Raw genomic sequence first — 23246 nt, 5'->3', positions numbered from 1 at the left:
TGGGCCGCCGCCGACCAGATGACCCGCGGGTTCATCATCGGGGCCACCGCCGGGCGCACCACGCTCACCGGCGAGGGCCTCCAGCACGCCGACGGCCACTCCCCCGTGCTCGCCGGCACGAACCCGGCGGTCCGCAGCTACGACGCCGCGTACGGCTACGAGATCGCCCACATCGTCCGGCACGGCCTCGAGCAGATGTACGGCCCGGACTCGGCCGACCCGAACGTCATGTACTACCTGACGGTCTACAACGAGCCGTACCAGCAGCCGGCCGAGCCGGAGGACGTCGACGTCGAGGGCATCGTGCGCGGCATCCACCGGGTCGCCGGCTCCGCGCACCCCGGCCCGAAGGTGCAGCTGCTCGGCTCGGGCGTGTCGGTGCCGTGGGCCCTGCAGGCCCAGCAGGTGCTGGCCGAGGAATGGGGGGTCTCCGCGGACGTGTGGTCGGTGACCTCCTGGAACGAGCTGCGCCGCGACGGCCTGGCCGCCGAGCGCGAGGCGTTCCACCACCCGGGGGCGCCGCGCCAGGTGCCGTTCGTGGCTCAGCAGCTCGCTGGGGCGGAAGGACCCGTCATCGCCTCCACGGACTTCGTCTCGGAGCTGCCGGACCGCATCCGGCAGTACCTGCCGAACGACTTCGCGACCCTGGGCGCCGACGACTTCGGCTTCTCCGACACCCGCGCCGCTGCCCGGCGCTGGTTCCGGACGGACGTCCACTCCATCGTGGTGCGGGCGCTGCAGATGCTCGCCGACCGCGGGGAGGTGGACGACGGGGCCCCGGCCCGGGCGTTCGAGCGCTACCGCCTGGACGAGGTCACCGCCGGCACCACCGGCAACGCGGGCGGCGACGCCTGATCCCGCACCTGCCTCCGACAGCGACGCCCGCCGACCCCTCGGGGGCCGGCGGGCGTCGTCGTCGCGCCCGGGAGTCAGGCCGTGACGGGCATCAGCTCGGCGGCGATCGCCTCGGCCGCCCGGCGCAGCACGGGCACGGCCCGGCGGCCGAACTCCTCGTCCACCCGGGACACCGGCCCGGAGACGGAGATCGCCGTGGGGGTCGGCGCCCCGGGCACCGCCATCGCGTAGCAGCGCACCCCGAGCTCGGTCTCCTCGTCGTCGATCGCGTAGCCGCGCTCCCGGATCCGGTCGAGGTCCGCGAACAGCTCCTCGAGGGTCCCGATGCTCTTGGGCGTGGGCGTAGCCATGCCCGCCGCGCCCACGATGGCGCGGACCCGTTCGTCCGGCAGGGTGGCGAGCATGGCCTTGCCCACACCGGTGTCGTGGGTGTCGGCCCGGCGGCCCACCTCCGTGAACATGCGCATGGACCGGTTGGACTGGGCCTGGGCGATGTAGACGACCTCCTGGCCGTCGAGCACGGCCATGTTCGCCGACTCGCCGAGCTCGGCCACCAGCTCGTCCAGACGCGAACGGGCCGCCGAACCGAACTGCCGCCCGGCGGCCTCCCCCAGCAGGATCAGCCGCGGCCCCAGCGCGTAGTTGCGGTTGGGGAGCTGACGGACGTAGCCCGAGGGCACCAGCGTGCGCAGCAGCCGGTGGATGGTGGGCAGCGGAAGCTTCACTGCGGCGGAGAGCTCGCTGAGCGACATCTCCCCACCGGCCGCGGTGATCACCTCGAGGAGCTCGAAAACGCGTTCCACCGATTGCACCCCGCCCGAACCGGCTCGTGTGGTCGTCGTGGTCATGGCCATCTCCCGTCGGTACAGCCCGGCCGCCTCGTGCGTCGGGCGAAATCTCGGCGGCCGGGTCCGTGACAGGTGTCACGACAGATCCTTGCCAACCTCGGCTGGCTCCCATAATATCCATAATACGAAAGTTTCATTCCACGATGCGACTGAAATGGTCGCACCACAGCCCTTGGAGGAACCATGGCCACGCCCAGTCCCGGATACTCGATGATCCTGCGTGTGGAGGCCCCGGCAGGCCTCACCGCCACCAGCGAGCTCGCCACCGCCGCCGCTCGGGCCGGCGCGGCCGTGACCGCCCTCGACATCGTGGAGTCCCACGCAGATCACGTCGTCGTCGACGTCAGCTGCAACGTCTCCGACGCATCCCACCGCGACGAGGTGCGCGACTCCCTCGAGGCGCTCGACGGCGTCCAGGTGCGCAAGATCAGCGACCGCACGTTCCTGATCCACCTCGGCGGCAAGATCGAGGTCACCCCCCGCGTCTCGCTGCGCAACCGTGACGACCTCTCCCGCGCCTACACCCCCGGCGTGGCCCGGGTGTGCATGGCCATCCACGACAACCCCGAGGACGCCCGGCGGCTGACGATCAAGCGCAACACGGTGGCCGTGGTCACCGACGGCACCGCGGTGCTCGGCCTGGGCGACATCGGCCCCGCCGCCGCCCTGCCGGTCATGGAGGGCAAGGCCGCCCTGTTCAAGGCGTTCGCCGGCGTGGACGCGTGGCCGGTCTGCCTCGACACGACGGACACCGACGAGATCGTGCGCATCGTCAAGGCCATGGCACCCGTCTACGGCGGGATCAACCTCGAGGACATCGCGGCCCCGCGCTGCTTCGAGATCGAGGCCCGGCTCCGCGAGGAGCTCGACATCCCGGTCTTCCACGACGACCAGCACGGCACCGCGATCGTGGCCCTGGCCGCGCTGTTCAACGCCCTGCGCGTGGTGGACAAGCAGATCGGCGACATCAAGGTCGTGGTCTCCGGGGTGGGCGCCGCAGGGCACGCCATCATCCAGCTCCTCAGGGCCCAGGGGGTGCAGGACATCATCGCCTGCTCCCGCAAGGGCGCGATCCACCGCGGGGAGAGCTACGACGACCCGCACCGGCAGTGGATCGCCGAGAACACCAACGAGACCGGGTTCTCCGGCTCGCTCAAGGAGGCCGTGGTGGGCAGCGACGTCTTCATCGGCGTCTCCGCCCCCGACCTGCTCGACGGAGCCGACGTGGCCGCCATGAACGACCGCGCGATCGTCTTCGCCATGGCCAACCCCGACCCCGAGATCGATCCGGGCGTCGCCGCGGAGCACGCCGCGGTGGTCGCGACCGGCCGCTCGGACTTCCCGAACCAGATCAACAACGTCCTGGCCTTCCCGGGCCTGTTCCGCGGCCTGCTCGACGCCGGGGCATCCGACATCACCACGGACATGCTGGTCGCCGCCGCGCAGGCCATCGCCGACTGCGTGGCCGAGGACGAGCTCAACGCGAGCTACATCGTCCCCAGTGTCTTCGACCAGCACGTGGCACCGGCCGTGGCCGAGGCCGTGCAGCAGGCGGCCCAGCAGGACACCCGTCAGCTCGCACCGGTGGCTGCCCGCTAGCAGCGCGGCACCGAGTCCGCACCACCGGGCGTCGCCGCCCAGCACCACGGGCGGCGACGCCCACCGAACCCAGCACCGAACGGAGACCACCATGGCCATCGAGTTCACCACCCCAGCCGGCCTGGACCGCGCGAGCGAGATCCTCACCGCCGAGGCCCTCTCCTTCGTGGAGGCCCTGCACCACAACTTCGCCGACCGCCGCGCCGAGCTGCTCGGCGCCCGGGAGCAGAACCGCCGCCGGGCCGCCGAGACCGGCACCCTGGACTTCCTCCCGGAGACCCTGGAGATCCGCGAGGGGGACTGGACGGTCGCCCCGGTGCCGCCGGCCCTGCAGGACCGCCGGGTCGAGATGACCGGGCCCGCCTCGCCGGCCAAGATGGCGATCAACGCGCTGAACTCCGGGGCCAAGGTGTGGCTGGCCGACCTCGAGGACGCCTCGAGCCCCACCTGGCACAACCAGGTGGACGGCGTCCTCAACCTGCGCGACGCCGCCCGGGGCACCCTGAGCCACACGTCGCCGGAGGGCAAGCAGTACGCCCTGCGCCAGGACGCCCCGCTCGCCGTGGTGGTCACCCGGCCCCGCGGCTGGCACCTGCCCGAGCACAACGTCACGGTGGACGGGCAGCCGGCCTCCGGGGCGCTCGTGGACTTCGGCCTGCACTTCTTCCACACCGCGAAGCTCCTGCTGGCCAACGGGCACGGACCGTACTACTACCTGCCGAAGCTGGAGTCCCACCTCGAGGCCCGGCTGTGGAACGACGTGTTCACCTTCGCCGAGGAGTACCTGGGCATCGAGCACGGCACCGTCCGGGCGACCGTGCTCATCGAGACGATCCCCGCGGCGTTCCAGATGGACGAGATTCTCTGGGAGCTGCGCGAGCACGCCTCGGGGCTCAACGCGGGACGCTGGGACTACCTGTTCAGCATCATCAAGTACTTCCGGGACGCCGGCGAGAAGTTCGTCCTGGCGGACCGCTCCACCATCACCATGACGGCCCCGCTGATGCGGGCCTACACCGAGCTGCTCGTGCGGACCTGTCACCGCCGCGGGGCCTTCGCGATGGGCGGCATGGCCGCCGTGATCCCCAACCGCCGGGACCAGGCGGCCACCGAGGCCGCGTTCGCCAAGGTGCGCGCGGACAAGACCCGCGAGGCCAACGACGGCTTCGACGGCTCCTGGGTGGCGCACCCGGACCTGGTGCCCACCTGCCGCGAGGTCTTCGACGGGGTCCTCGGCGAGAGGCCCAACCAGGTGGACCGGCTGCGCGAGGACGTGCGGGTGAGCGCCGAGCAGCTGCTCGACGTCGCCAGCGCCGGGCGGGTGAGCACCCAGAAGGAGCTCGCGGCCAACCTCTACGTGGCGATCCGCTACACCGCCGTGTGGCTCTCCGGCAACGGGGCCGTGGCCATCCACAACCTCATGGAGGACGCCGCGACCGCCGAGATCTCCCGCTCGCAGATCTGGCAGCAGATCCGCAACGGCGTGGTCTACGAGGACACCGGGAACACCGCGACCCGCGAGCTCGTGGCCGAGGAGCTCCAGCGGCAGAAGGAGGTCCTGCGCGAGGAGGTCGACCCGCAGTCCTACGAGGCGCACTTCGAGCCGGCGGCCGGCCTGATCTCCGATCTGGTGCTGGGCGAGGACTACGTCGACTTCCTCACCCTGCCCGCCTACGAGCTGCTCGAGCAGTCCGACCGCGACCGGGTGACCACGAAGTGAGCGCCGGCGACCTGGACACCGGGACGCTGGGCACGGCTTTCCGGCGGCGCGCTGCGGAGCGGCTGGCCGGCACCGACGCGCTGCTCCAGCGGTCCTACCCGGGGGACCCTGGTACACGCCAGCCCGTGCACACCGTCTACCTCCCCGCCGACAGCTTCACCCCGGAGACCGCCCGGCAGTGGGGAGAGCGCGCCGCCCAGTCCGTGGCCGGGCTCGGTGCGGCCTCCCTCGCGGAGCAGGTGGCCCCCGAGGGTGCTGACCCGGGTCTGGTCGATCGGGTGGCGCGAGCGGTCGAGCACAAGCTCGCCACCGAACCCATCGAGGACGTCCGTCTGGACTTCGAGGACGGTTTCGGCGACCGCGGGGACCGGGAGGAGGACGAGTGGGCCGTGCGCGCGGCGCGCACCGTGGCCCTGGCCGTCCGGGAGGGCACCGCGCCGCCGTACATCGGGATCCGCTTCAAGTGCTTCGAGGCCGCCACCCGGGACCGCGGCCTGCGCACGCTCGACCTGTTCGTCACCACCCTGGTGCGCGAGGGCCGGCTGCGGGAGGCCGGGCACAGCGAGGACGGCCTCCCCCGCGGCCTCGTCCTCACCCTGCCCAAGGTGAGCACCACGGAGCAGGTCGACGTCATGGTCGAGGCCTGCGAACAGCTCGAGGCGGGCCTCGGGCTGCCGGCCGGGCGGCTGAGGTTCGAGGTGCAGATGGAGACGGCCCCGATGATCCTGGGGACCGACGGCACCTGCCCCATCCCGGCGATGCTCCACCGGACGGACGGACGGGTCGAGGCCCTGCACTACGGGACCTACGACTATTCCGACTCCCTGCAGATCGCCGCCCAGTACCAGTCCATGGAGCACCCGGCCGCCGACCACGCCAAGGCCGTCATGCAGGTCGCCGTGGCCGGCACCGGGGTGCGGCTGTCCGACGGCTCCACGAACATCCTGCCCACCGGGAGCGACCGGCAGAAGCTGACCGCCTGGCGGCTGCACGCCCGTCTGGTGCGCCGCTCCCTGGAGCGGGGCTACTACCAAGGATGGGACCTGCACGCGCACCAGCTGCCCACCCGCTACCTGGCCACGTACTTCTTCTACCGCGAGGGCTTCCCCGCGGCGGCGCTGCGGCTGAAGAACTACGTGCACGGCATCGAGTCGGAGATCATGGACGAACCGGCCACCGCCCGCGCCCTGGCCCGCTTCGTCCACCGCGGCGTGCTGTGCGGCGCGATCTCCGGGGAGGAGCTCGAGGAGAGCGCCGGCATCGGCGAGCACGAGCTCTTCTCCCTGGCCCACCCCAAGGCCGCGGCACCGGCCGCATCGACCACCGGAGGCGACTTCAGATGACCGAGACCACCTACCACGCGCCGCATGGCGGCCACCCCGACCAGACCCAGCTGCTCACGGACCGGGCGATGTTCACGGAGGCCTACGCGGTGATCCCGCGCGGGACCATGCGGGACATCGTGACCAGCCGACTCCCGTTTTGGGAGGACACCCGGGTCTGGGTGCTCGCCCGGCCCCTGTCCGGCTTCGCGGAGACCTTCTCGCAGTACATCGTGGAGGTCGGCCCCGGCGGCGGCAGCGACCGGCCCGAGACGGAGGCCGGCGTGGAGGGCGTGCTCTTCCTCATGGAGGGGGCGCTCGTCCTGACCGTCGACGGGGAGGAGCACGAGCTCGTCCCCGGCGGCTACGCGTTCCTCCCGCCGGAGTGCGAGTGGACCGTGCGCAACCGCGGCGGCGAGCCCGCCCGCCTGCACTGGATCCGCAAGGCCTACGAGTACGTGCAGGGCATCGAGGTGCCGGAGCCGTTCGTCACCAACGAGCAGGAGGTCGAGCCGACGGCCATGCCGGGGACCGACGGCAAGTGGGCGACCACACGCTTCGTCGACCCGGACGACGTCCGGTACGACATGCACGTGACGATCGTGACCTTCGAGCCGGGGGCGGTGATCCCCTTCGCCGAGACCCACGTCATGGAGCACGGGCTCTACGTCCTCGAGGGCAAGGCCGTCTACCGGCTCAACCAGGACTGGGTCGAGGTCGAGGCCGGCGACTTCATGTGGCTGCGGGCGTTCTGCCCCCAGGCCTGCTACGCGGGCGGCCCCGGCCGGTTCCGGTACCTCCTCTACAAGGACGTCAACCGGCAGATGAAGCTGCGCTGACCGGACGGCGATCCCGTCCCCACCGACCGGACCCCGTGCCGCCCTGCCACCGCGGCGGCACGGGGTTCTTCCATGCCACCGGACCACACTGCAACGTTTCCACATCCTGAAATAATTCTTCCACTCAGGGATTGACCTGCATCACAGGGGACCGTACGCTGTTTCACAAGACAGAAGTTGACTTCCACATCCCGAAATACGTGGCGGTCCCGTCCGAACCAGGAGGATCCAGATGTCCCACACCGTGAACTGCTCCATCCTTCTCACCGACCTGCCCCTGCTCGAGCGCCCCGCGGCCGCCAAGACCGCCGGCTTCGACGCGGTCGAGTTCTGGTGGCCCTTCGCGGAGTCCGTGCCCGCGGACCGCGACGTCGACGCCTTCGTGGACGCGATCCGGGACGCGGGGGTGCAGCTGAGCGGGCTGAACTTTAACGCCGGCGACATGCCGGGCGGAGACCGGGGCCTCGTGTCCTGGAAGGGCCGCTGCGGGGAGTTCAAGGAGAACATCGCCGTGGTCGCCGCCATCGGCGAGCGCACCGGCTGCAAGGCCTTCAACGCGCTCTACGGCAACCGTCGGCCCGAGCACACGCCTGAGGCCCAGGACGAGCTGGCGGTGCGCAATCTCGTGGCCGCCGCCGAGGGCGTGGCGCACATCGGCGGGACCGTGCTGCTGGAGCCGGTCTCCGGCACCGAGGCCTATCCCCTGAAGACCGCCCAGGACGCCCTCGACGTCATCGCGAAGGTCCGGGCCGCCGGCGCCGACAACGTCAGGCTGCTCGCCGACTTCTACCACCTGTCGGTCAACGGTGACGACGTCTCTGCGGTCATCGAGAAGCACGCCGCTGACTTCGGCCACATCCAGATCGCCGACGCCCCAGGGCGCAACGAGCCCGGTACCGGCGAGCTCCCGCTCCAGCAGTGGATCGAGCGCAGCCGAGAGCTCGGCTACTCGGGCTACGTGGGCCTCGAGTACAAGGCGTCGCAGCAGGACCCCTTCGCCTGGACCTCCGCGTGGTCCGCGGCTCGCGCCGGCGCCTGACGCCACTCCTCCCCCGCACCTGCCACCACGGCCCGTCGCACGCACCGCACGGGCTCCCACAGTGAGGAATCCCACCATGACCAACGTCACCGTCATCGGACTCGGCATCATGGGCCTGCCCATGGCCAAGAACCTCGTCAAGGCCGGCTACGACGTCGTCGGCTTCAACCGTTCGCAGGACAAGATCGACCAGCTCGTCGAGGCCGGCGGCAAGGGCGCGTCCAGCGTGGCCGAGTCCGTCGCGAACGCCGACGTCGTGATCACGATGGTCCCGGACTCCCCGGACGTCGAGGACGTCGTGACCGGCGAGGACGGCGTCTTCGCCCACGCCGCGCAGGGCACCGTCTGGATCGACGCGAGCTCCATCCGCCCGGACGTGGCCGCACGCCTGTCCCGGGAGGCCGTCGAGCACGGACTGCGCCCGCTGGACGCCCCGGTCTCCGGCGGGGAGCAGGGCGCCATCGACGCCGTGCTCTCGATCATGGTCGGCGGCGAGGCCGCGGACTTCGAGGCCGCCCGCCCGGTGCTCGAGGCCGTCGGGAAGACGATCGTGCACGTGGGTCCCGCCGGCTCCGGGCAGACCGTCAAGGCGGCCAACCAGCTGATCGTGGCCGGCAACATCCAGCTGCTCGCGGAGGCCGTCGTCTTCCTCGAGGCCTACGGCGTGGACACGGACGCCGCGCTGAAGGTCCTCGGGGGCGGCCTGGCCGGTTCCAAGGTCCTGGACCAGAAGGGCCAGAAGATGCTGGACCGCAACTTCGACCCGGGCTTCCGGCTGCAGCTGCACCACAAGGACATGGGCATCGTGACCTCCGCCGCCCGGGAGGCCGGCGTCGCCGTGCCGCTCGGCGCGATCGTCGCCCAGCTCGTGGCCGCCACCGTCAACAAGGGTGACGGCGGACTCGACCACTCGGGTCTCTTCAAGCTCGTCGAGGAGCTCTCCGGCCGCTCGGGCCGCTGACCTGCTCCACCCCACCGCTTCCCGACCCGATCCCGGGTCCTGCTTCCAAGGAGTTCATCATGGCCAGAATGCGCACGGTCGACGCCGTCGTCGCCATCCTCGAGAAGGAGGGCGCCACCGAGGCCTTCGGCCTGCCCGGCGCCGCCATCAACCCGTTCTACTCGGCGATGCGCGCCCACGGCGGCATCCGGCACACCCTCGCTCGGCACGTCGAGGGCGCCTCGCACATGGCCGACGGCTACACCCGGGCCGCCCCCGGCAACATCGGGATCTGCGTGGGCACGTCCGGCCCCGCGGGCACCGACATGATCACCGGCCTCTACGCCGCGTGGGCGGACTCCGTCCCGATCCTGTGCATCACCGGTCAGGCCCCCGTGGCCAAGCTGCACAAGGAGGACTTCCAGGCCGTGGACATCTCCTCGATCGCCGCGCCGGTCACCAAGATGGCCATGACCGTGCTGGAGCCCGGCCAGGTCCCCGGGGCGTTCCAGAAGGCCTTCTACCTCATGCGCTCGGGCCGGCCCGGTCCGGTGCTGCTGGATCTCCCCCTGGACGTCCAGCTCGCCGAGATCGAGTTCGACATCGACGTCTACGAGCCACTGGCCGTCCACCGCCCCGCAGCGACCCGCGCGCAGGCCGAGAAGGTCCTGGACATGCTCTCCTCCGCGCAGCGTCCGCTCATCGTGGCCGGCGGCGGCATCATCAACGCCGATGCCTCGGCGCAGCTGGTCGAGCTCGCCGAACTGCTGGACGTGCCCGTGATCCCGACCCTCATGGGCTGGGGCGCCATCCCGGACGACCACCCGCTGATGGCGGGCATGGTGGGCCTGCAGACCTCGCACCGCTACGGCAACGCGACGTTCCTCGAGTCCGACTTCGTGCTCGGCATCGGCAACCGGTGGGCCAACCGCCACACCGGCGGCCTGGACACCTACACCCGGGGCCGCACGTTCGTGCACATCGACATCGAGCCCACCCAGATCGGACGCGTCTTCTCCCCCGACCTCGGCATCGTCTCCGACGCCGGCGCGGCCCTGGAGATCCTCATCCAGGTCGCCCGGGAGCGGAAGGAGCGGTTCTCCGTGCCGGACTGGTCCGTGTGGGTCAAGGACTGCGCCCAGCGCAAGGGCTCGATGCAGCGCAAGACGCACTTCACACAAGTTCCGGTCAAGCCGCAGCGCGTCTACGAGGAGATGAACTCCGCCTTCGGCACGGACGTCACCTACGTCTCCACCATCGGGCTCTCCCAGATCGCCGGCGGCCAGTTCCTGCACGTGCACGGGCCCCGTCAGTGGATCAACGCCGGCCAGGCGGGTCCCCTGGGCTGGACCGGGCCCGCCGCCCTCGGGGTCGTCCGCGGCAAGCCCGAGGCCACCGTGGTGGCCCTCTCCGGTGACTACGACTTCCAGTTCATGATCGAGGAGCTGGCCGTCGGGGCGCAGTTCAACCTTCCCTACATCCACGTGGTGGTGAACAATTCCTACTTGGGCCTGATCCGTCAGTCCCAGCGAGGGTTCAAGATGGAGCAGAACGTCTCCCTGGCGTTCGAGAACATCAACTCCCCGGAGACCCAGGGCTACGGGGTGGACCACCTCAAGGTCGCGGAGGGCCTGGGCTGCAAGGCTCTGCGCGTGACCGATCCCGAGAAGCTGCGGGAGGCCTTCGGCCAGGCCAACGCCCTCCTGGAGGAGCACCAGGTGCCCGTGGTGGTGGAGGTGATCCTGGAGAAGGTCACCAACATCTCCATGGGGACCGAGATCGACAACGTGGTCGAGTTCGAGGATCTCGCCGCCAGCGGCGCGGACGCGCCGACCGCGATCGCCCTGCTCGACTGATCCCCGTCCGCACACAACAGGAGGCACGCCCCGTGCGCATCGTCGTCGCCCCGGACAAGTTCAAGGGTTCGCTGGAAGCCACCGACGTCGTGGAGCACCTCGCCGCGGGCATCCGGTCCGTGGAGCCGTCCGCCACGGTCGTGGCCGTCCCGGTGGCCGACGGCGGCGAGGGCACCCTCGACGCCGCCGTCGGCGCCGGATTCGTCGCCTGCTCCACCACCGTGACCGGTCCCGCCGGGAACCCCGTCGAGGCAGGGTTCGCCCTGCTCGACCGGACCGCGGTGGTGGAGATGGCCCTGGCCTCGGGACTGGCCGCGCTCCCGGTGGACGAGGACGGCGCACCCGTGCTCGACGCCGGGGGCGCCACCAGCCGCGGCACCGGCGAACTGATCCGCGCCGCGCTCGATGCCGGAGCCACCCGGATCGTCCTGGGGGTGGGCGGCAGCGCCTGCACCGACGGCGGTGCGGGGCTGCTCCAGGGCCTCGGCGCTCGCCTGCTGGACGACGAGGGCGCCGAGCTGGGCCGCGGAGGCGCCGAGCTCGCCCGGCTGGCCCGGGTGGACCTCACCGGGCTGGATCCCCGGCTGCGGGACGCACAGTTCGTCCTGGCCGCGGACGTGGACAACCCCCTCACGGGGACCAACGGTGCGGCGGCCGTGTTCGGTCCGCAGAAGGGTGCCGATCCGGATCTCGTCGCATCCCTCGATGCCGCGCTGACGGTCTTCCGGGACCGGCTGGCGGACGCCCTGGGCCCGGCCGCCCTGACGGCGGCCGGTTCTCCCGGCGCCGGGGCCGCCGGCGGCGTGGGCTACGCGGCCCTCGCCGTGCTCGGGGCCCAGCGCCGTCCGGGCATCGACGTGGTCCTGGAGTTCGTGGGGCTCGCCGACCGGATGGCGGGCACCGATCTGGTCGTCACCGGGGAAGGCAGCCTCGACGAGCAGTCGCTCGGCGGTAAGACCCCCATGGGGGTCGCCACCACCGCGCACGCCGCCGGTGTCCCGGTGGTGGCCGTGTGCGGCCGCACTACCCTCGACGAGGAGACCCGCAGGGCCGCCGGTTTCGTGCGCACCTATGCCCTCACCGATCTCGAGCCGGACCCACGGGTCTGCATGCGCGAGGCCGGCAGGCTGCTCGAGCAGGTGGGCGCCCGGCTCGCCCTCGAGCTCCCCGACCTGCTCGCCGGGGCCCAACCCAACTGATCGATCCGGCGCCCTGTGCGGACGCCGACACGAGGAGGAACGTCGATGACGGAGAAGAAGACACCACAGCAGCCGGGGACTCCTGGCCGGGGCAAGAACCTGGGCGGCGAGCAAGGGCGTCAGCCGGCCCCGCCGGAACCGTCCGAGGAGCAGACGGGGCGCGCGGACGGCACCGCGGACGCCGCGGGGCGCCCACAGCAGACGACCGGGGATGCCGCGGCGATCGCCCGGGAGGACTCCGCGCGCGCGGCCACCAAGCCGGCCGCCATCCGGAGCGCGTTCGAGGCCGAACAGGCGCACCAGCGGGAGGTGAGCGAGGACGCCAACGACCCCGAGCGCGTCCGCCGCCTCATCGCCGACTACAAGAGGGAGCACGGGATCCCCGCCGATGCCGCCGATGCCCCCCACCTGGGGGCGGACGACGACGGCGCCTTCGCGGGTGATCACCGCGAGTTCGACCTCGTGGTGCGGGGCAAGAACGTCTCCTGCGGGGACCACTTCGCTCCCCGCGAGGTCGGCGTGCGCAACGGCAGGATCGTGGCCATCGAACCCCTCGGCGCCGGCCTGGTCGGCCGCGAGGTCGTGGAACTGGCCGAGGACGAGCACCTGCTGCCCGGCCTGGTGGACACTCACGTGCACATCAACGAGCCCGGCCGCACCGAGTGGGAGGGTTTCGCCTCCGCCACCCGCGCGGCCGCCGCCGGGGGCGTCACCACTGTCCTGGACATGCCGCTCAACTCGGTCCCGGCAACCGTCAACGTGCCGGCCCTCGAGTACAAGCGTCTCTTCGCCCAGAACAACGTCTTCGTGGACGTCGGCTTCTGGGGCGGCGCGATCCCCGGCAACAAGCCCCACCTGCGCGAGCTGCACGACGACGGCGTCTTCGGCTTCAAGTGCTTCCTGCTGCACTCCGGCGTGGACGAGTTCCCGCACCTCGAGGCCGACGAGATGGAGGAGGACCTCGCCGAGATCAAGACCTTCGATTCGCTGATGATCGTGCACGCCGAGGACTCCCGCGCCATCGACCGCGCCCCGCACCCTGAGGGGGACGTCTACGAGAACTTCCTCAGGTCCCGTCCGCGCGGGGCGGAGAACCTGGCGATCGCCGAGGTCATCGAGCGCACCCGCTGGACCGGCGCCCGCTCCCACATCCTGCACCTGTCCTCCTCGGACGCCCTGCCGATGATCGCGACGGCGAAGGCGGACGGTCTGGACATCACGGTCGAGACCTGCCCGCACTACCTCACCCTGCTCGCCGAGGAGGTGCCCAACGGGGCCACCGCCTTCAAGTGCTGCCCGCCGGTGCGGGAGGTCGGCAACCGGGAGCTGCTGTGGCAGGGTCTGATCGACGGGACCATCGACTTCGTCGTCTCCGACCACTCCCCCTCGACCCTGGACCTGAAGGACCTCGACAACGGCGACTTCGGCGTGGCCTGGGGCGGAGTCTCCTCCCTGCAGCTGGGTCTGTCCCTGATCTGGACCGAGGCCCGCCGCCGGGGAGTGTCCTTGGGCCGCGTCGTGGAGTGGATGTCGACGAAGCCCGCCCAGCGGGCTGGCCTGCGCTCCAAGGGCAGGCTGTCCCTGGGCTACGACGCCGACCTGGTGGTCTTCGCACCCGACGACGCCTTCGTCGTGGACGCGGGCAAGCTGCACCACAAGAACCCCATCACCCCGTACCAGGGCAAGGCGCTGTCTGGAAAGGTGCGCCAGACGTATCTGCGGGGCAGGGCCGTGGACTTCCGGACTCCGACGGGCCGCCTGGTCCGGCGCGGGGAGAGCTGACCGGACGCCGGACGGGCCCGTCGTCGTCGGGGCCCGGACGGTTGAAGGCGAACATCCGCCGGTGCTACGGTCACCGGGACCGCGGGAGCGGTCTCCTGGATCAGCAGACAGGACCTCACTGAGCTGGCGGCGCCGCGTGCCGCCCTCGGAGCACACGAGGCGCACGGCGCCGGTGACGAGACCTGCGACCGATCGGAGAACCCTGTGCGTCCCCACACCTCAAACCCCGGCTCCCACCTGCTGTGGCTGCGCGAGCCCCTGGCCCTGTACACCGGCGAGGACGCCTCCGCGGACACGGCCGGCGGTGTCGTGGTGGACACCGCCTCCGGCACCGTGGTGGAGCTGGTACCGGTCGGCGGAGCCCCGACCGTTCCGTGCGGGGTACTCGACGCCCGGGAGCACGTGGTGGTGCCCGGGCTGATCAACACGCACCACCACTTCTACCAGACGCTCACGCGCGCCTGGGCGCCCGTGGTCAGCGTCCCCCTGTTCCCGTGGCTGCGGGACCTCTACCCCGTGTGGGCCCGCCTGCGCCCCCGCGACCTGCAGCTCGCAACCACGGTGGCGATGGCGGAGCTGCTGCTCTCGGGCTGCACCACGGCGGCCGACCACCACTACCTGTTCCCCGGCGGCATGGAGCACTCGATCGACGTGCAGGTCGAGGCCGCCCGGAGCCTCGGCATGCGGGCCGTCCTCTCCCGGGGATCCATGAGCCTGGGCGAGCGCGACGGCGGGCTGCCCCCGCAGCAGACGGTGCAGGAGGCGGAGACGATCCTCGCCGACAGCGCACGCCTGGTGGGGACCTACCACGAGCGCGGCGACGGCGCCCGGACCCAGATCGCCCTGGCCCCGTGCTCACCGTTCTCGGTGACGCGGGAGATCATGCGGGACACCGCCGTGCTGGCCGGCGAGCTGGACGTGCGGCTGCACACCCACCTCGCCGAGACCATCGACGAGGAGGACTTCTGCCGGGAGCGCTTCGGGCTGCGGACGGTCGACTACCTCGAGTCCACGGGCTGGCTCACCGACCGGACGTGGCTGGCCCACGGCATCCACTTCGACGACGCCGAGGTGGCCCGCCTGGGCGCGGCCGGGGTGGGCGTGGCCCACTGCCCCACGTCCAACATGCGCCTGGCCTCCGGGATCTGTCGAGCCGTGGAGCTCGAGGAGGCGGGAGCCCCCGTGGGGCTCGGGGTGGACGGGTCCGCCTCCAACGACGCCTCCAATCTGGTGCAGGAGGTCCGGCAGGCCCTGTACGTGCAGCGGCTGCGCTACGGGGCGGAGGTCGTGACCCCGGAGCGGGCCCTCGGCTGGGCGACGCGCGGCTCCGCGCGCCTGCTCGGCCGCCCGGACCTCGGTGTGCTGCGCCCGGGCGCCCAGGCGGACCTCGCGATGTTCCGGCTGGACGGGCTGCGCTTCTCCGGCGCCCACGACCCGCTCTCCGCGCTGCTGCTGTGCGGCGCGGAGCGCGCGGACCGGGTCTTGGTGGGCGGGCGCTGGCTCGTGGAGGACGGTGCGATCACCGGGCTGGACGTGGAGGCGCTCACCGCCGAGCACTCCGCGGCGGCCCGCCGCCTGGTGAACGCCTGAAGCTCCCGGCCCCGCCGGGCCCGGCGCTCGCGGACCGGGCCGGGGCGGGGTGCCGCGGCCCGGTGGCAGCGAGCTGATCGGGCCGGCCCGGACACCGTCGCAGGGGCGTTCCCCGCCTCCGCCCGGCGGTGTGCCGGGCGGAGGCGGGGAACGCCCCTGGTCGAGGCCTCGCAGGTGGGGTGCGAGCCCGGGTGCTCAGGCCGTCGCGTCCTTGGCGGCGAGGACAGTCCGGATCTGTCCCGTGTGCGTAATCTCCCCGTCGTCGATCATCCTCCGGACGTCGTCGAAGTGGTGCTCCGCCACGACCGCCACCTCGGCTCCGTCGCTGTCCACCACGGCACCGTCCTGGATCCGGTCGCCCTCCCGCAAGTGCGCCAGGGTGTCCGCCCGGACGACCCGCACCGGCGCCGCCGCCATGACGGACTGGTGCCGGGAGTTGCCGGCGGTCAGCTCGTTGAACAGGAGGTTGAGGGCGATGGCCACGAGCGCCGCGGCGCTGATCCCCGAGCCGAGGATGGTCTGGGTCCAGGACGGAAAGCCGGCGTAGAACTGCGGTGCGGCCACGGGGACGAGGCCGAACGCGAAGGCGACCGCCACGATGACGAGGTTCATGGAGTTGCCGAAGTCCACCTTGGCCAGCGTGCGGACGCCGGAGGACGCCACCGTGCCGAAGAGCACGATCGACGCGCCGCCGAGGACCGGGGCCGGGATGGCCGCGACGACCTCCCCGATGACGGGGAACAGGCCCAGCCCCACCATGATGACGCCGGCGGCTGTGACCACGAAGCGGCTGCGGACGCCCGTCACCGCGACGAGGCCCACGTTGGCGGCGAAGGCCGTCTGGGTGAACGAGTTGAGCACCGGCGCCGCCGCGGAGGAGAGCATGTCCGCCCGCAGGCCGTTGGCCACGCGCTTCGAGTCGACCTCGGCCCCGGTGATCTCGCCCACGGCGAGGATGTCCGCCGTGGTCTCGGTCATCGTCACGAGCACCACGATGAGCATCGAGATGATCGAGGCGAGCTCGAAGGTCGGGGGCCCGAAGGCCAGGGGCGTCGGGAAGGTGACGATGCCGCCCTCGCCCACACCGGAGAAGTCCACCATCCCCATCGCGTGGGCGATCACCGTGCCGAGCACGAAGGAGAGCAGGATGGACAGGCGGGAGATCATCCCGACCCCCACCTTGGAGAGCACCAGCACGATGAGCAGGGTGATCCCGGCCAGGGCCAGGCTGCGGGGATCGGCGGCTCCGCCGTCCCCGTCACCGGCGGCCCAAGAGATCGCGACCGGCAGCAGGGAGATGCCGATGACCGTGATGACCGTTCCGGTGACCACCGGCGGGAACAGCCGGAGAACGCGGGAGAACGCGCCGGCGAGCAGGAAGCCCACCACCGAGGAGACGATCACGGCCCCGAAGATGGTGGTCAGGTCGTTGCCCCCGGCCAGGATCGCGAGCATGGGTGCGACCCCGGCGAAGGACACCCCCTGCACGAGCGGGAGCCTGGAGCCGAGGAAGGGCGCCCCGAAGCTTTGCAGGACGGTGGCGACCCCGCCCATGAGCAGGCAGGAGCTGATGAGGAGGGCGATCTCCTCGCCGGAGAGCCCGGCGGCCTGCCCGATGATGAGGGGGACGGCGACGATGGCGCCGTACATGGTGAGGACGTGCTGGAAGCCGTAGGCGGTGGTGCGCCCCAGCGGCAGCCGCTCGTCCTCCGGTCCGGGCGCGTGCGCCGGGCGCGCAGGGCGCCCACGGCGGATCGTGCGGGCTGCGGTCGTGCGGTCCGCGGTCGTGCGGGCTGCGGCCGGACGGCCGGGTGTGGTCGATGACATGGAAGGTGCCTCCTTCAGCGCGCAGGCGTCGGCTCTGCTGCGCAAGGTCCGGCGATCCTCTGTTTTTCCCGGGCCCGGCCCCTGTCGGCGGGTCTCCCGTGAAGTGTCCAGATCTGGTGGTCCCGGTGGAAGCCGACCGGGGGCGGCGGGCTGTCGGCTCAGTACTCGGTGCGGTGGGCGTTGCCGGCCCACGCCTGGAAAGGCTCGATGCGTGCGGCGAGCGGGACGTGGCGGACCGGCAGGGCCCGGTCACGCTCCTGCGCGCTCCGGGCGAAGAACTCGTAGAACTCGGCGTCGTCGAATCCGCCGGCCGCGGCGTCGTGCCGGTCGGCGGCGAAGTACACCGCGGCCAGCCGGGCCCACAGCGAGGCCGAGAGGCACAGCGGGCACGGTTCGCAGCTGGTGTAGAGCACGGCCCCGCTGAGGTCGAAGGTCCCCAGCGCGCGGCAGGCGCTGCGGATCGCCATGACCTCGGCGTGCGCCGTGGGGTCGTGGTCCGCCGTCACGCGGTTGACGGCGGGGAACTCCCGCCCGTCCGCGGTCACGACGACGGCCCCGAAGGGTCCGCCGTCGACAGCGGCGTTCTCCGCCGCGAGGTCGACGGCGTGCTGGAGGTGGGTCTGGAGGTGCGTGGTCTCTTCGTGAACGGTCGACATGCTGCTCAGGTCCTCACGGATCGTGGGGGGGACCCGGGGAACGGCAGATGTCCGTCGGCGGGCCCACCCGGCTGTCAGATCATGCCCGGTAGATAGTCCCGATCGAACGGGACCCGCCTGTGGCTGAGGCCAACGTAGAGCAGTTGGACGTGAGGTACAACACATTGTGGAAGAATTCTTCCAGATCCGCCGTGGCCCGGTCGTGGCGCCCGAACTCTTGCGGCCCCGTCACGGCGTGGTTATGGTGTGACTCAGCCTACGGCGGGTCCTGAAGCGGACTATCTACCGGGCGAGCAACGACGAATCGCGCTGGTCCGCCGCCAGAGAGCTCCCGGTACCCCCAGGGAACCACCTGACTCCAGGTCGCGGCCAGTGGCATGCACCGAGGAGCAGCAGGCATGAGCGACATCCGAGTGACGGTCAACGGTCGTACCCGGAGCTGTGACGGGCTCGGCCCGCACACCCGGCTGCTGGACTGGCTGCGCGGCGAGGGACTGACCGGGGCCAAGGAGGGCTGCGCCGAGGGCGAGTGCGGTGCCTGCGCGGTGCTGGTCGCCCGGCCGGACGGGGAAGGGCGCAGCCGGTGGACCGCGGTGAACGCGTGCCTGCCCCCCGCCGTCGCCTTCGACGGCCAGGAGGTCGTCACCGCCGAGGGGCTCGGGGCCGCCCCCGGGGCCGGCGCGCCGGCGGCGCTGCACCCCGTCCAGCAGGAAATGGCGTTCCGGGGAGGCTCCCAGTGCGGCTACTGCACGCCGGGGTTCGTCTGCGCCATGGCCGCCGAGTACTACCGCCCCGAGCGCGGCACCTCCGGCGCGGCCGACGAGGCGCAGACCGGCACCGCGGTCACCGGCGAGGAGCACGCGGCCGGCCACGAGTGCGGGCCCAACGGCTTCGACCTGCACGCCCTGAGCGGCAACCTCTGCCGCTGCACCGGCTACCGGCCCATCCGCGACGCTGCCTACGCCCTGGGGGCTCCGGCCGACGCCGACCCCCTGCTCCGGCGCCAGGAGCGGCCCGCGCAGCCCGCCCCGCCCACCCGGGTGGAGGCCGACGGCGCACGGTTCGTCCGCCCCGGCTCCCTGGACGAGCTCTTCGAGCACCTGGAGCGCGAACCGGGGGCCCAGCTGATCTCCGGTTCGACGGACGCGGGCGTGGAGGTCAACATCCGCCACACCCGTCCGCCGCTGTCCCTCGCCGTGGACCGGCTCGAGGAGCTGCGCACGCTCGAGGTGGGACAGGAGCGGATCGAGATCGGTGCGGCCCTGAGCCTGTCCGAGGTCGAGCGCGGCCTCGCCGGACGGGTGCCCCTGCTCGACCAGCTCTTCCCGCAGTTCGCCTCCCGCCTGATCCGCAACGCCGCGACGTTCGGCGGCAACCTCGGCACCGGATCGCCCATCGGGGACTCGGCCCCGGCCCTGCTGGCCCTGGGCGCGTCCGTGGTGCTGGCCTCCGCCGGGGGCGAGCGCGAGGTGCCCCTGGACGAGTACTACACGGGGTACCGGCGCAGCGTCCGCAGCCCCGGGGAGATCATCCGCGCCGTGCGGATCCCGCTGCCTCTCGCCGGGCACAGCGGGTTCCACAAGATCGCCAAGCGGCGCTTCGACGACATCTCCAGCGTGGCCGTCGGCATCGCCGTGCAGGTGGACGCCGGGACGGTCTCCTCCGCCCGGATCGGCCTGGGCGGCGTGGCGGCCACCCCGATCCGGGCGCACGGCGCGGAGCGCCTCCTCGACGGGGCGCCGTGGAACCGCGACACGGTCGTCGCCGCGGCGGCCGCACTGGCCGGGGAGGGCACCCCGATCGACGACCACCGGGCCAGCGCCCACTACCGCTCGGCCATGCTCGAGCAGGCCCTGCTCAAGTTCTGGGCGCAGCACGCGCCCGCCCCCGATCTGGAGGTGTCACGTTGAAGTCCCTCGCCGACCGCCCCGTCGATCCTGTGGTGGGCGTGCCCGTCCCGCACGAGAGCGCCGCCCTGCACGTCACCGGCACGGCCCTGTACACCGACGACCTCATCGTGCGCCACCAGGACGTGCTACACGCCTGGCCCGTGCAGGCCCCGCACGCCCACGCCCGTGTGCAGGACCTGCGCACCGCCCCGGCCCTGGCGGTCCCCGGGGTGGTCCGGGTGCTCACCGCGGCGGACGTGCCCGGGGTCAACGACGCCGGCACCAAGCACGACGAGCCGCTGTTCCCCGCCGAGGTCATGTTCTACGGGCACGCCGTGTGCTGGGTGCTGGGCGAGACCCAGGAGGCCGCCCGGCTGGGCGCCGACGCCGTGGAGGTCGACTACGAGCCGCTGCCGTCGCTGGTCACCGTGGCGGAGGCCGTCGAGGCCGGCAGCTTCCAGGGCGGTCAGCCCACCGTCAGCCGCGGTGACACGGGCACGGCGCTGGCCGGCTCCTCCCACCGCTTCAGCGGGGAGTTCGAGTTCGGCGGCCAGGAGCACTTCTACCTGGAGACCCACGCGTCCTTCGCCTACGTGGACGAGGGCGGGCAGGTCCTGGTGCACTGCAGCACCCAGCACCCCACGGAGACCCAGGAGATCGTCGCCCACGTCCTGGGTCTGCACAGCCACGAGGTCACCGTGCAGTGCCTGCGCATGGGCGGTGGGTTCGGCGGCAAGGAGATGCAGCCGCACGGCTACGCCGCCGTCGCCGCCCTCGGCTCGGTGCTGACGGGCCGGCCGGTGCGGCTGCGGCTCAACCGCACCCAGGACCTCACCCTGTCCGGCAAGCGTCATCCGTACCACGCCCGGTGGGAGGCCGGCTTCGACGAGGGCGGCCACCTGCAGGCCCTGGAGGCCACCGTCACCAGCGACGGCGGGTGGAGCCTGGACCTCTCCGAGCCCGTGCTGCAGCGGACGCTGTGCCACATCGACAACGCCTACTGGATCCCCCACGTGCAGGTCCACGGCCGGATCGCGAAGACCCACAAGACCTCCCAGACCGCGTTCCGCGGCTTCGGCGGCCCGCAGGGCATGCTGGTGATCGAGGAGGTCATGGGCCGCTGCGCCCCGCTGCTCGGCCTGGATCCCACGGAGCTGCGCCACCGCAACCTCTACGTCCCCGGCCAGGCCACCCCGTACGGCCAGCCCGTCCGGCACGCCGAGCGGCTGCGCACCATCTGGACCCAGCTGCTCGACCGGGCCGAGGTGGAGCGCCGCCGCGAGGAGATCGCCGCGTTCAACGCCGCCCACCCCGACACCAAGCGCGCGCTCGCGGTCACCCCCGTGAAGTTCGGCATCTCCTTCAACCTCACCGCGTTCAACCAGGCCGGTGCGCTCGTGCACGTCTACAAGGACGGGTCCGTGCTCATCAACCACGGTGGCACCGAGATGGGCCAGGGCCTGCACACCAAGATGCGCCAGGTCGCGGCCACCGCGCTCGGGGTGCCGCTGGAGGCCGTCCGGCTGGCGCCCACGCGCACGGACAAGGTGCCCAACACCTCCGCGACGGCCGCGAGCTCCGGGGCGGACCTCAATGGCGGGGCCGTCAAGAACGCGTGCGAGCAGATCCGGGACCGGCTGGCCGAGGTTGCCGCCCGCAAGTTCGACATCCACCCCGACGACGTCCGGTTCGTCGACGGCACGGTCACCGGGATCGGCTTCTCCGACCGGGAGATGTCCTTCGCCGAACTCGCCCACGACGCCTACTTCCAGCGGATCTCGCTGTGGGCCGGCGGCTACTACCGCACCGAGGGGCTCCACTGGGACGCCGCCCGGATGCAGGGCGAGCCGTTCAAGTACTTCTCCTACGGCGCCTCCGTCTCCGAGGTGGAGGTCGACGGCTTCACCGGCGCGTACCGGCTGCTGCGCACCGACATCGTCCACGACGTGGGCGACAGCCTCTCCCCGCTGATCGACGTGGGACAGATCGAGGGCGGGTTCGTCCAGGGCGCCGGCTGGCTCACGCTCGAGGAGCTGCGCTGGGACGAGTCCGACGGGCCGCACCGGGGCCGGTTGGCGACACAGGCGGCGAGCACCTACAAGCTGCCGAGCTTCTCGGAGATGCCCGAGGAGTTCAACGTGCACCTCTTCGAGGAGGCCACTGAGAGCGGCGTCGTCTACGGCTCCAAGGCCGTGGGGGAGCCGCCCCTCATGCTGGCCTTCAGCGTGCGCGAGGCGCTGCGGGAGGCCGCGGCCGCGTTCGGGCCGGGCGGGCGGAGCACCGAGCTCGCGAGCCCCGCCACCCCGGAGGCCGTGTTCTGGGCGGTCCAGGAGGCGCGCCGCGCCCTGCCCGTGGCGGACGTCGCCGCCTCGGCCGCTCCGGCCGCTCCGGCGGCGCGCTGACGTGGACTGGCTGGACGCCCTGCAGCACCTGCGCGCGGAGGGCGCGCCGGGGGTGCTCGTCACCGTCACGGAGGTGCGCGGGCACGCCCCCCGGGAGGCCGGGGCCAAGATGGTCGTGTCCGAGTCCGCCGCGTGGGACACCGTGGGCGGCGGCAACCTCGAGGCGACCGTGGTCGAGCGGGCGCGGGTCCTCCTCGCTGCGGGGGCCGCGGATCCGGAGACGATGACCTTCTCGCTCAACGAGCACGCCGCCGTGGAGCACGGGCGCCAGTGCTGCGGAGGCGTGGTCAGCGTGCTGCTCGAGCCCCAGGGCGCCCGCCCGGTGGTCGCCGTGTTCGGTGTGGGCCACGTGGGTCACGAGCTCGCCCGGGTGCTGTCCCGCCTGCCCCTGAACCTGCACCTGGTGGACAGCCGGGAGGGTCAGCTGGCCCCCGCCCGGTTGGCCGACGTCACCGACGGGACCGCGCAGGTCCGCCTCCACCACAGCCCCGTCCCGGAGAACGTGCTGGCCGGGCTGCCGGCCGGGGCGCACGTGCTGATCATGAGCCACGACCACGCGGAGGACTTCGTGCTGTGCGACGCCGCGCTGCGCCGGGAAGACCTCGGCAGCGTGGGCCTGATCGGCTCCCGGGCCAAGTGGTCGCGGTTCCGGGCGCGGCTGCGGGCGGAGGGGCACTCCGACGCCGCGCTGGAGCGCATCGCGTGTCCCATCGGGCTCCCCGGCATCCCGGGCAAGGCCCCGGCGGTGATCGCCATCAGCGTCGCCGCCGACCTGCTCGGGCGGTTCGGTGCCGCCGCGGCTCCGGCGCCCCCCGAGCACCGTGCGGGCCGGAGACGACCACCGAGGCGGTGACATGAGTGTTTCCCTGGGACTGCCGCGGCT

The 23246-nt window shown here is 72.2% G+C and carries 16 protein-coding genes and 1 pseudogene; 14 read left to right on the top strand and 3 right to left on the bottom strand.

Translation table 11 applies throughout. The features are described 5' to 3' along the window. Positions 1-855 (top strand): annotated as a pseudogene (locus RF647_RS18635) (pyruvate dehydrogenase (acetyl-transferring), homodimeric type); the annotation flags it as partial. A 74-nt stretch (positions 856-929) separates the two neighbouring features. Here RF647_RS18635 and RF647_RS18630 read toward each other — a convergent pair. Then, positions 930-1703, bottom strand: a complete 774-nt coding sequence (locus tag RF647_RS18630) for an IclR family transcriptional regulator (RefSeq protein ID WP_109268305.1) — start codon at positions 1701-1703, stop codon at positions 930-932. A 183-nt stretch (positions 1704-1886) separates the two neighbouring features. Here RF647_RS18630 and RF647_RS18625 point away from each other — a divergent pair, with 183 nt between their 5' ends. From RF647_RS18625 to RF647_RS18580, 10 genes are all read left to right on the top strand, one after another. Further along, a complete protein-coding gene (locus RF647_RS18625) occupies positions 1887-3302 on the top strand; it encodes an NAD-dependent malic enzyme (RefSeq protein ID WP_368813025.1) in 1416 nt (471 codons plus the stop codon). A 91-nt stretch (positions 3303-3393) separates the two neighbouring features. Further along, on the top strand, positions 3394-5022 hold the full coding sequence (gene aceB, locus RF647_RS18620; protein ID WP_368813024.1) for a malate synthase A: 1629 nt from the start codon (positions 3394-3396) through the stop codon (positions 5020-5022). 11 nt (positions 5023-5033) lie between these two features. Continuing rightward, positions 5034-6365, top strand: a complete 1332-nt coding sequence (locus RF647_RS18615; protein ID WP_368813027.1) for an aldolase — start codon at positions 5034-5036, stop codon at positions 6363-6365. Next, a complete protein-coding gene (locus RF647_RS18610) occupies positions 6362-7183 on the top strand; it encodes a bifunctional allantoicase/(S)-ureidoglycine aminohydrolase (protein ID WP_017834769.1) in 822 nt (273 codons plus the stop codon). Before RF647_RS18615 ends, RF647_RS18610 begins: the two co-directional genes overlap by 4 nt. A 232-nt stretch (positions 7184-7415) precedes the next feature. Continuing rightward, positions 7416-8222, top strand: coding sequence for a hydroxypyruvate isomerase family protein (locus tag RF647_RS18605; protein WP_368813023.1), 807 nt, complete (start codon positions 7416-7418; stop codon positions 8220-8222). A gap of 76 nt (positions 8223-8298) precedes the next feature. Further along, positions 8299-9183: a 2-hydroxy-3-oxopropionate reductase gene (locus RF647_RS18600; protein ID WP_368813022.1), complete on the top strand. Its 885-nt coding sequence runs from the start codon at positions 8299-8301 to the stop codon at positions 9181-9183. 59 nt (positions 9184-9242) lie between these two features. Beyond that, positions 9243-11018: a glyoxylate carboligase gene (gcl, locus tag RF647_RS18595; RefSeq protein ID WP_368813021.1), complete on the top strand. Its 1776-nt coding sequence runs from the start codon at positions 9243-9245 to the stop codon at positions 11016-11018. Between the two features lie 32 nt (positions 11019-11050). After that, complete coding sequence (locus tag RF647_RS18590; protein ID WP_368813020.1) at positions 11051-12217, top strand: glycerate kinase; 1167 nt, start codon at positions 11051-11053, stop codon at positions 12215-12217. A 408-nt stretch (positions 12218-12625) separates the two neighbouring features. After that, on the top strand, positions 12626-13999 hold the full coding sequence (allB, locus tag RF647_RS18585) for an allantoinase AllB (RefSeq protein WP_368813026.1): 1374 nt from the start codon (positions 12626-12628) through the stop codon (positions 13997-13999). A gap of 204 nt (positions 14000-14203) precedes the next feature. Then, on the top strand, positions 14204-15589 hold the full coding sequence (locus tag RF647_RS18580) for an 8-oxoguanine deaminase (protein ID WP_368813019.1): 1386 nt from the start codon (positions 14204-14206) through the stop codon (positions 15587-15589). A gap of 195 nt (positions 15590-15784) precedes the next feature. Here RF647_RS18580 and RF647_RS18575 read toward each other — a convergent pair whose 3' ends face one another. Together RF647_RS18575 and RF647_RS18570 are read right to left on the bottom strand one after the other, a co-directional pair. After that, positions 15785-17416, bottom strand: a complete 1632-nt coding sequence (locus tag RF647_RS18575) for a nucleobase:cation symporter-2 family protein (RefSeq protein WP_368813018.1) — start codon at positions 17414-17416, stop codon at positions 15785-15787. 158 nt (positions 17417-17574) lie between these two features. Beyond that, positions 17575-18072, bottom strand: a complete 498-nt coding sequence (locus RF647_RS18570) for a nucleoside deaminase (protein ID WP_368813017.1) — start codon at positions 18070-18072, stop codon at positions 17575-17577. Between the two features lie 398 nt (positions 18073-18470). Here RF647_RS18570 and RF647_RS18565 point away from each other — a divergent pair, with 398 nt between their 5' ends. From RF647_RS18565 to xdhC, 3 genes are read left to right on the top strand one after another with little or no spacing between them, the layout of a single operon-like run. Further along, positions 18471-19982 (top strand): xanthine dehydrogenase small subunit, encoded by a 1512-nt coding sequence (locus RF647_RS18565; protein WP_368813016.1) that lies wholly within the window; start codon positions 18471-18473, stop codon positions 19980-19982. Further along, the gene (gene xdhB, locus RF647_RS18560) at positions 19979-22363 is read left to right on the top strand and encodes a xanthine dehydrogenase molybdopterin binding subunit (protein ID WP_368813015.1); all 2385 of its coding nucleotides are present in this window, start codon (positions 19979-19981) and stop codon (positions 22361-22363) included. The genes RF647_RS18565 and xdhB overlap by 4 nt, the downstream gene beginning before the upstream one ends. Position 22364: 1 nt before the next feature. After that, positions 22365-23216, top strand: coding sequence for a xanthine dehydrogenase accessory protein XdhC (gene xdhC / locus RF647_RS18555; RefSeq protein ID WP_368813014.1), 852 nt, complete (start codon positions 22365-22367; stop codon positions 23214-23216). The last annotated feature ends 30 nt before the right edge of the window (positions 23217-23246 follow it).

The sequence above is a fragment of the Kocuria sp. CPCC 205263 genome (genome assembly GCF_040981075.1).
Classification (GTDB): domain Bacteria; phylum Actinomycetota; class Actinomycetes; order Actinomycetales; family Micrococcaceae; genus Kocuria; species Kocuria rosea.
The sequence above is the reverse complement of the archived record's forward strand: the minus strand, read 5'-3'. Positions and strand labels throughout refer to the sequence as shown.

What these genes read in the sequence shown, in the direction of transcription:
- RF647_RS18625 (WP_368813025.1), top strand. Translation starts at nt 1,887, where the DNA reads ATGGCCACGCCCAGTCCCGGATACTCGATGATCCTGCGTGTGGAGGCC.
- RF647_RS18610 (WP_017834769.1), top strand. Translation starts at nt 6,362, where the DNA reads ATGACCGAGACCACCTACCACGCGCCGCATGGCGGCCACCCCGACCAG.
- RF647_RS18630 (WP_109268305.1), bottom strand. Translation starts at nt 1,703, where the DNA reads ATGACCACGACGACCACACGAGCCGGTTCGGGCGGGGTGCAATCGGTG.
- RF647_RS18600 (WP_368813022.1), top strand. Translation starts at nt 8,299, where the DNA reads ATGACCAACGTCACCGTCATCGGACTCGGCATCATGGGCCTGCCCATG.
- aceB (WP_368813024.1), top strand. Translation starts at nt 3,394, where the DNA reads ATGGCCATCGAGTTCACCACCCCAGCCGGCCTGGACCGCGCGAGCGAG.
- RF647_RS18570 (WP_368813017.1), bottom strand. Translation starts at nt 18,072, where the DNA reads ATGTCGACCGTTCACGAAGAGACCACGCACCTCCAGACCCACCTCCAG.
- RF647_RS18605 (WP_368813023.1), top strand. Translation starts at nt 7,416, where the DNA reads ATGTCCCACACCGTGAACTGCTCCATCCTTCTCACCGACCTGCCCCTG.
- gcl (WP_368813021.1), top strand. Translation starts at nt 9,243, where the DNA reads ATGGCCAGAATGCGCACGGTCGACGCCGTCGTCGCCATCCTCGAGAAG.
- RF647_RS18575 (WP_368813018.1), bottom strand. Translation starts at nt 17,416, where the DNA reads ATGTCATCGACCACACCCGGCCGTCCGGCCGCAGCCCGCACGACCGCG.
- RF647_RS18565 (WP_368813016.1), top strand. Translation starts at nt 18,471, where the DNA reads ATGAGCGACATCCGAGTGACGGTCAACGGTCGTACCCGGAGCTGTGAC.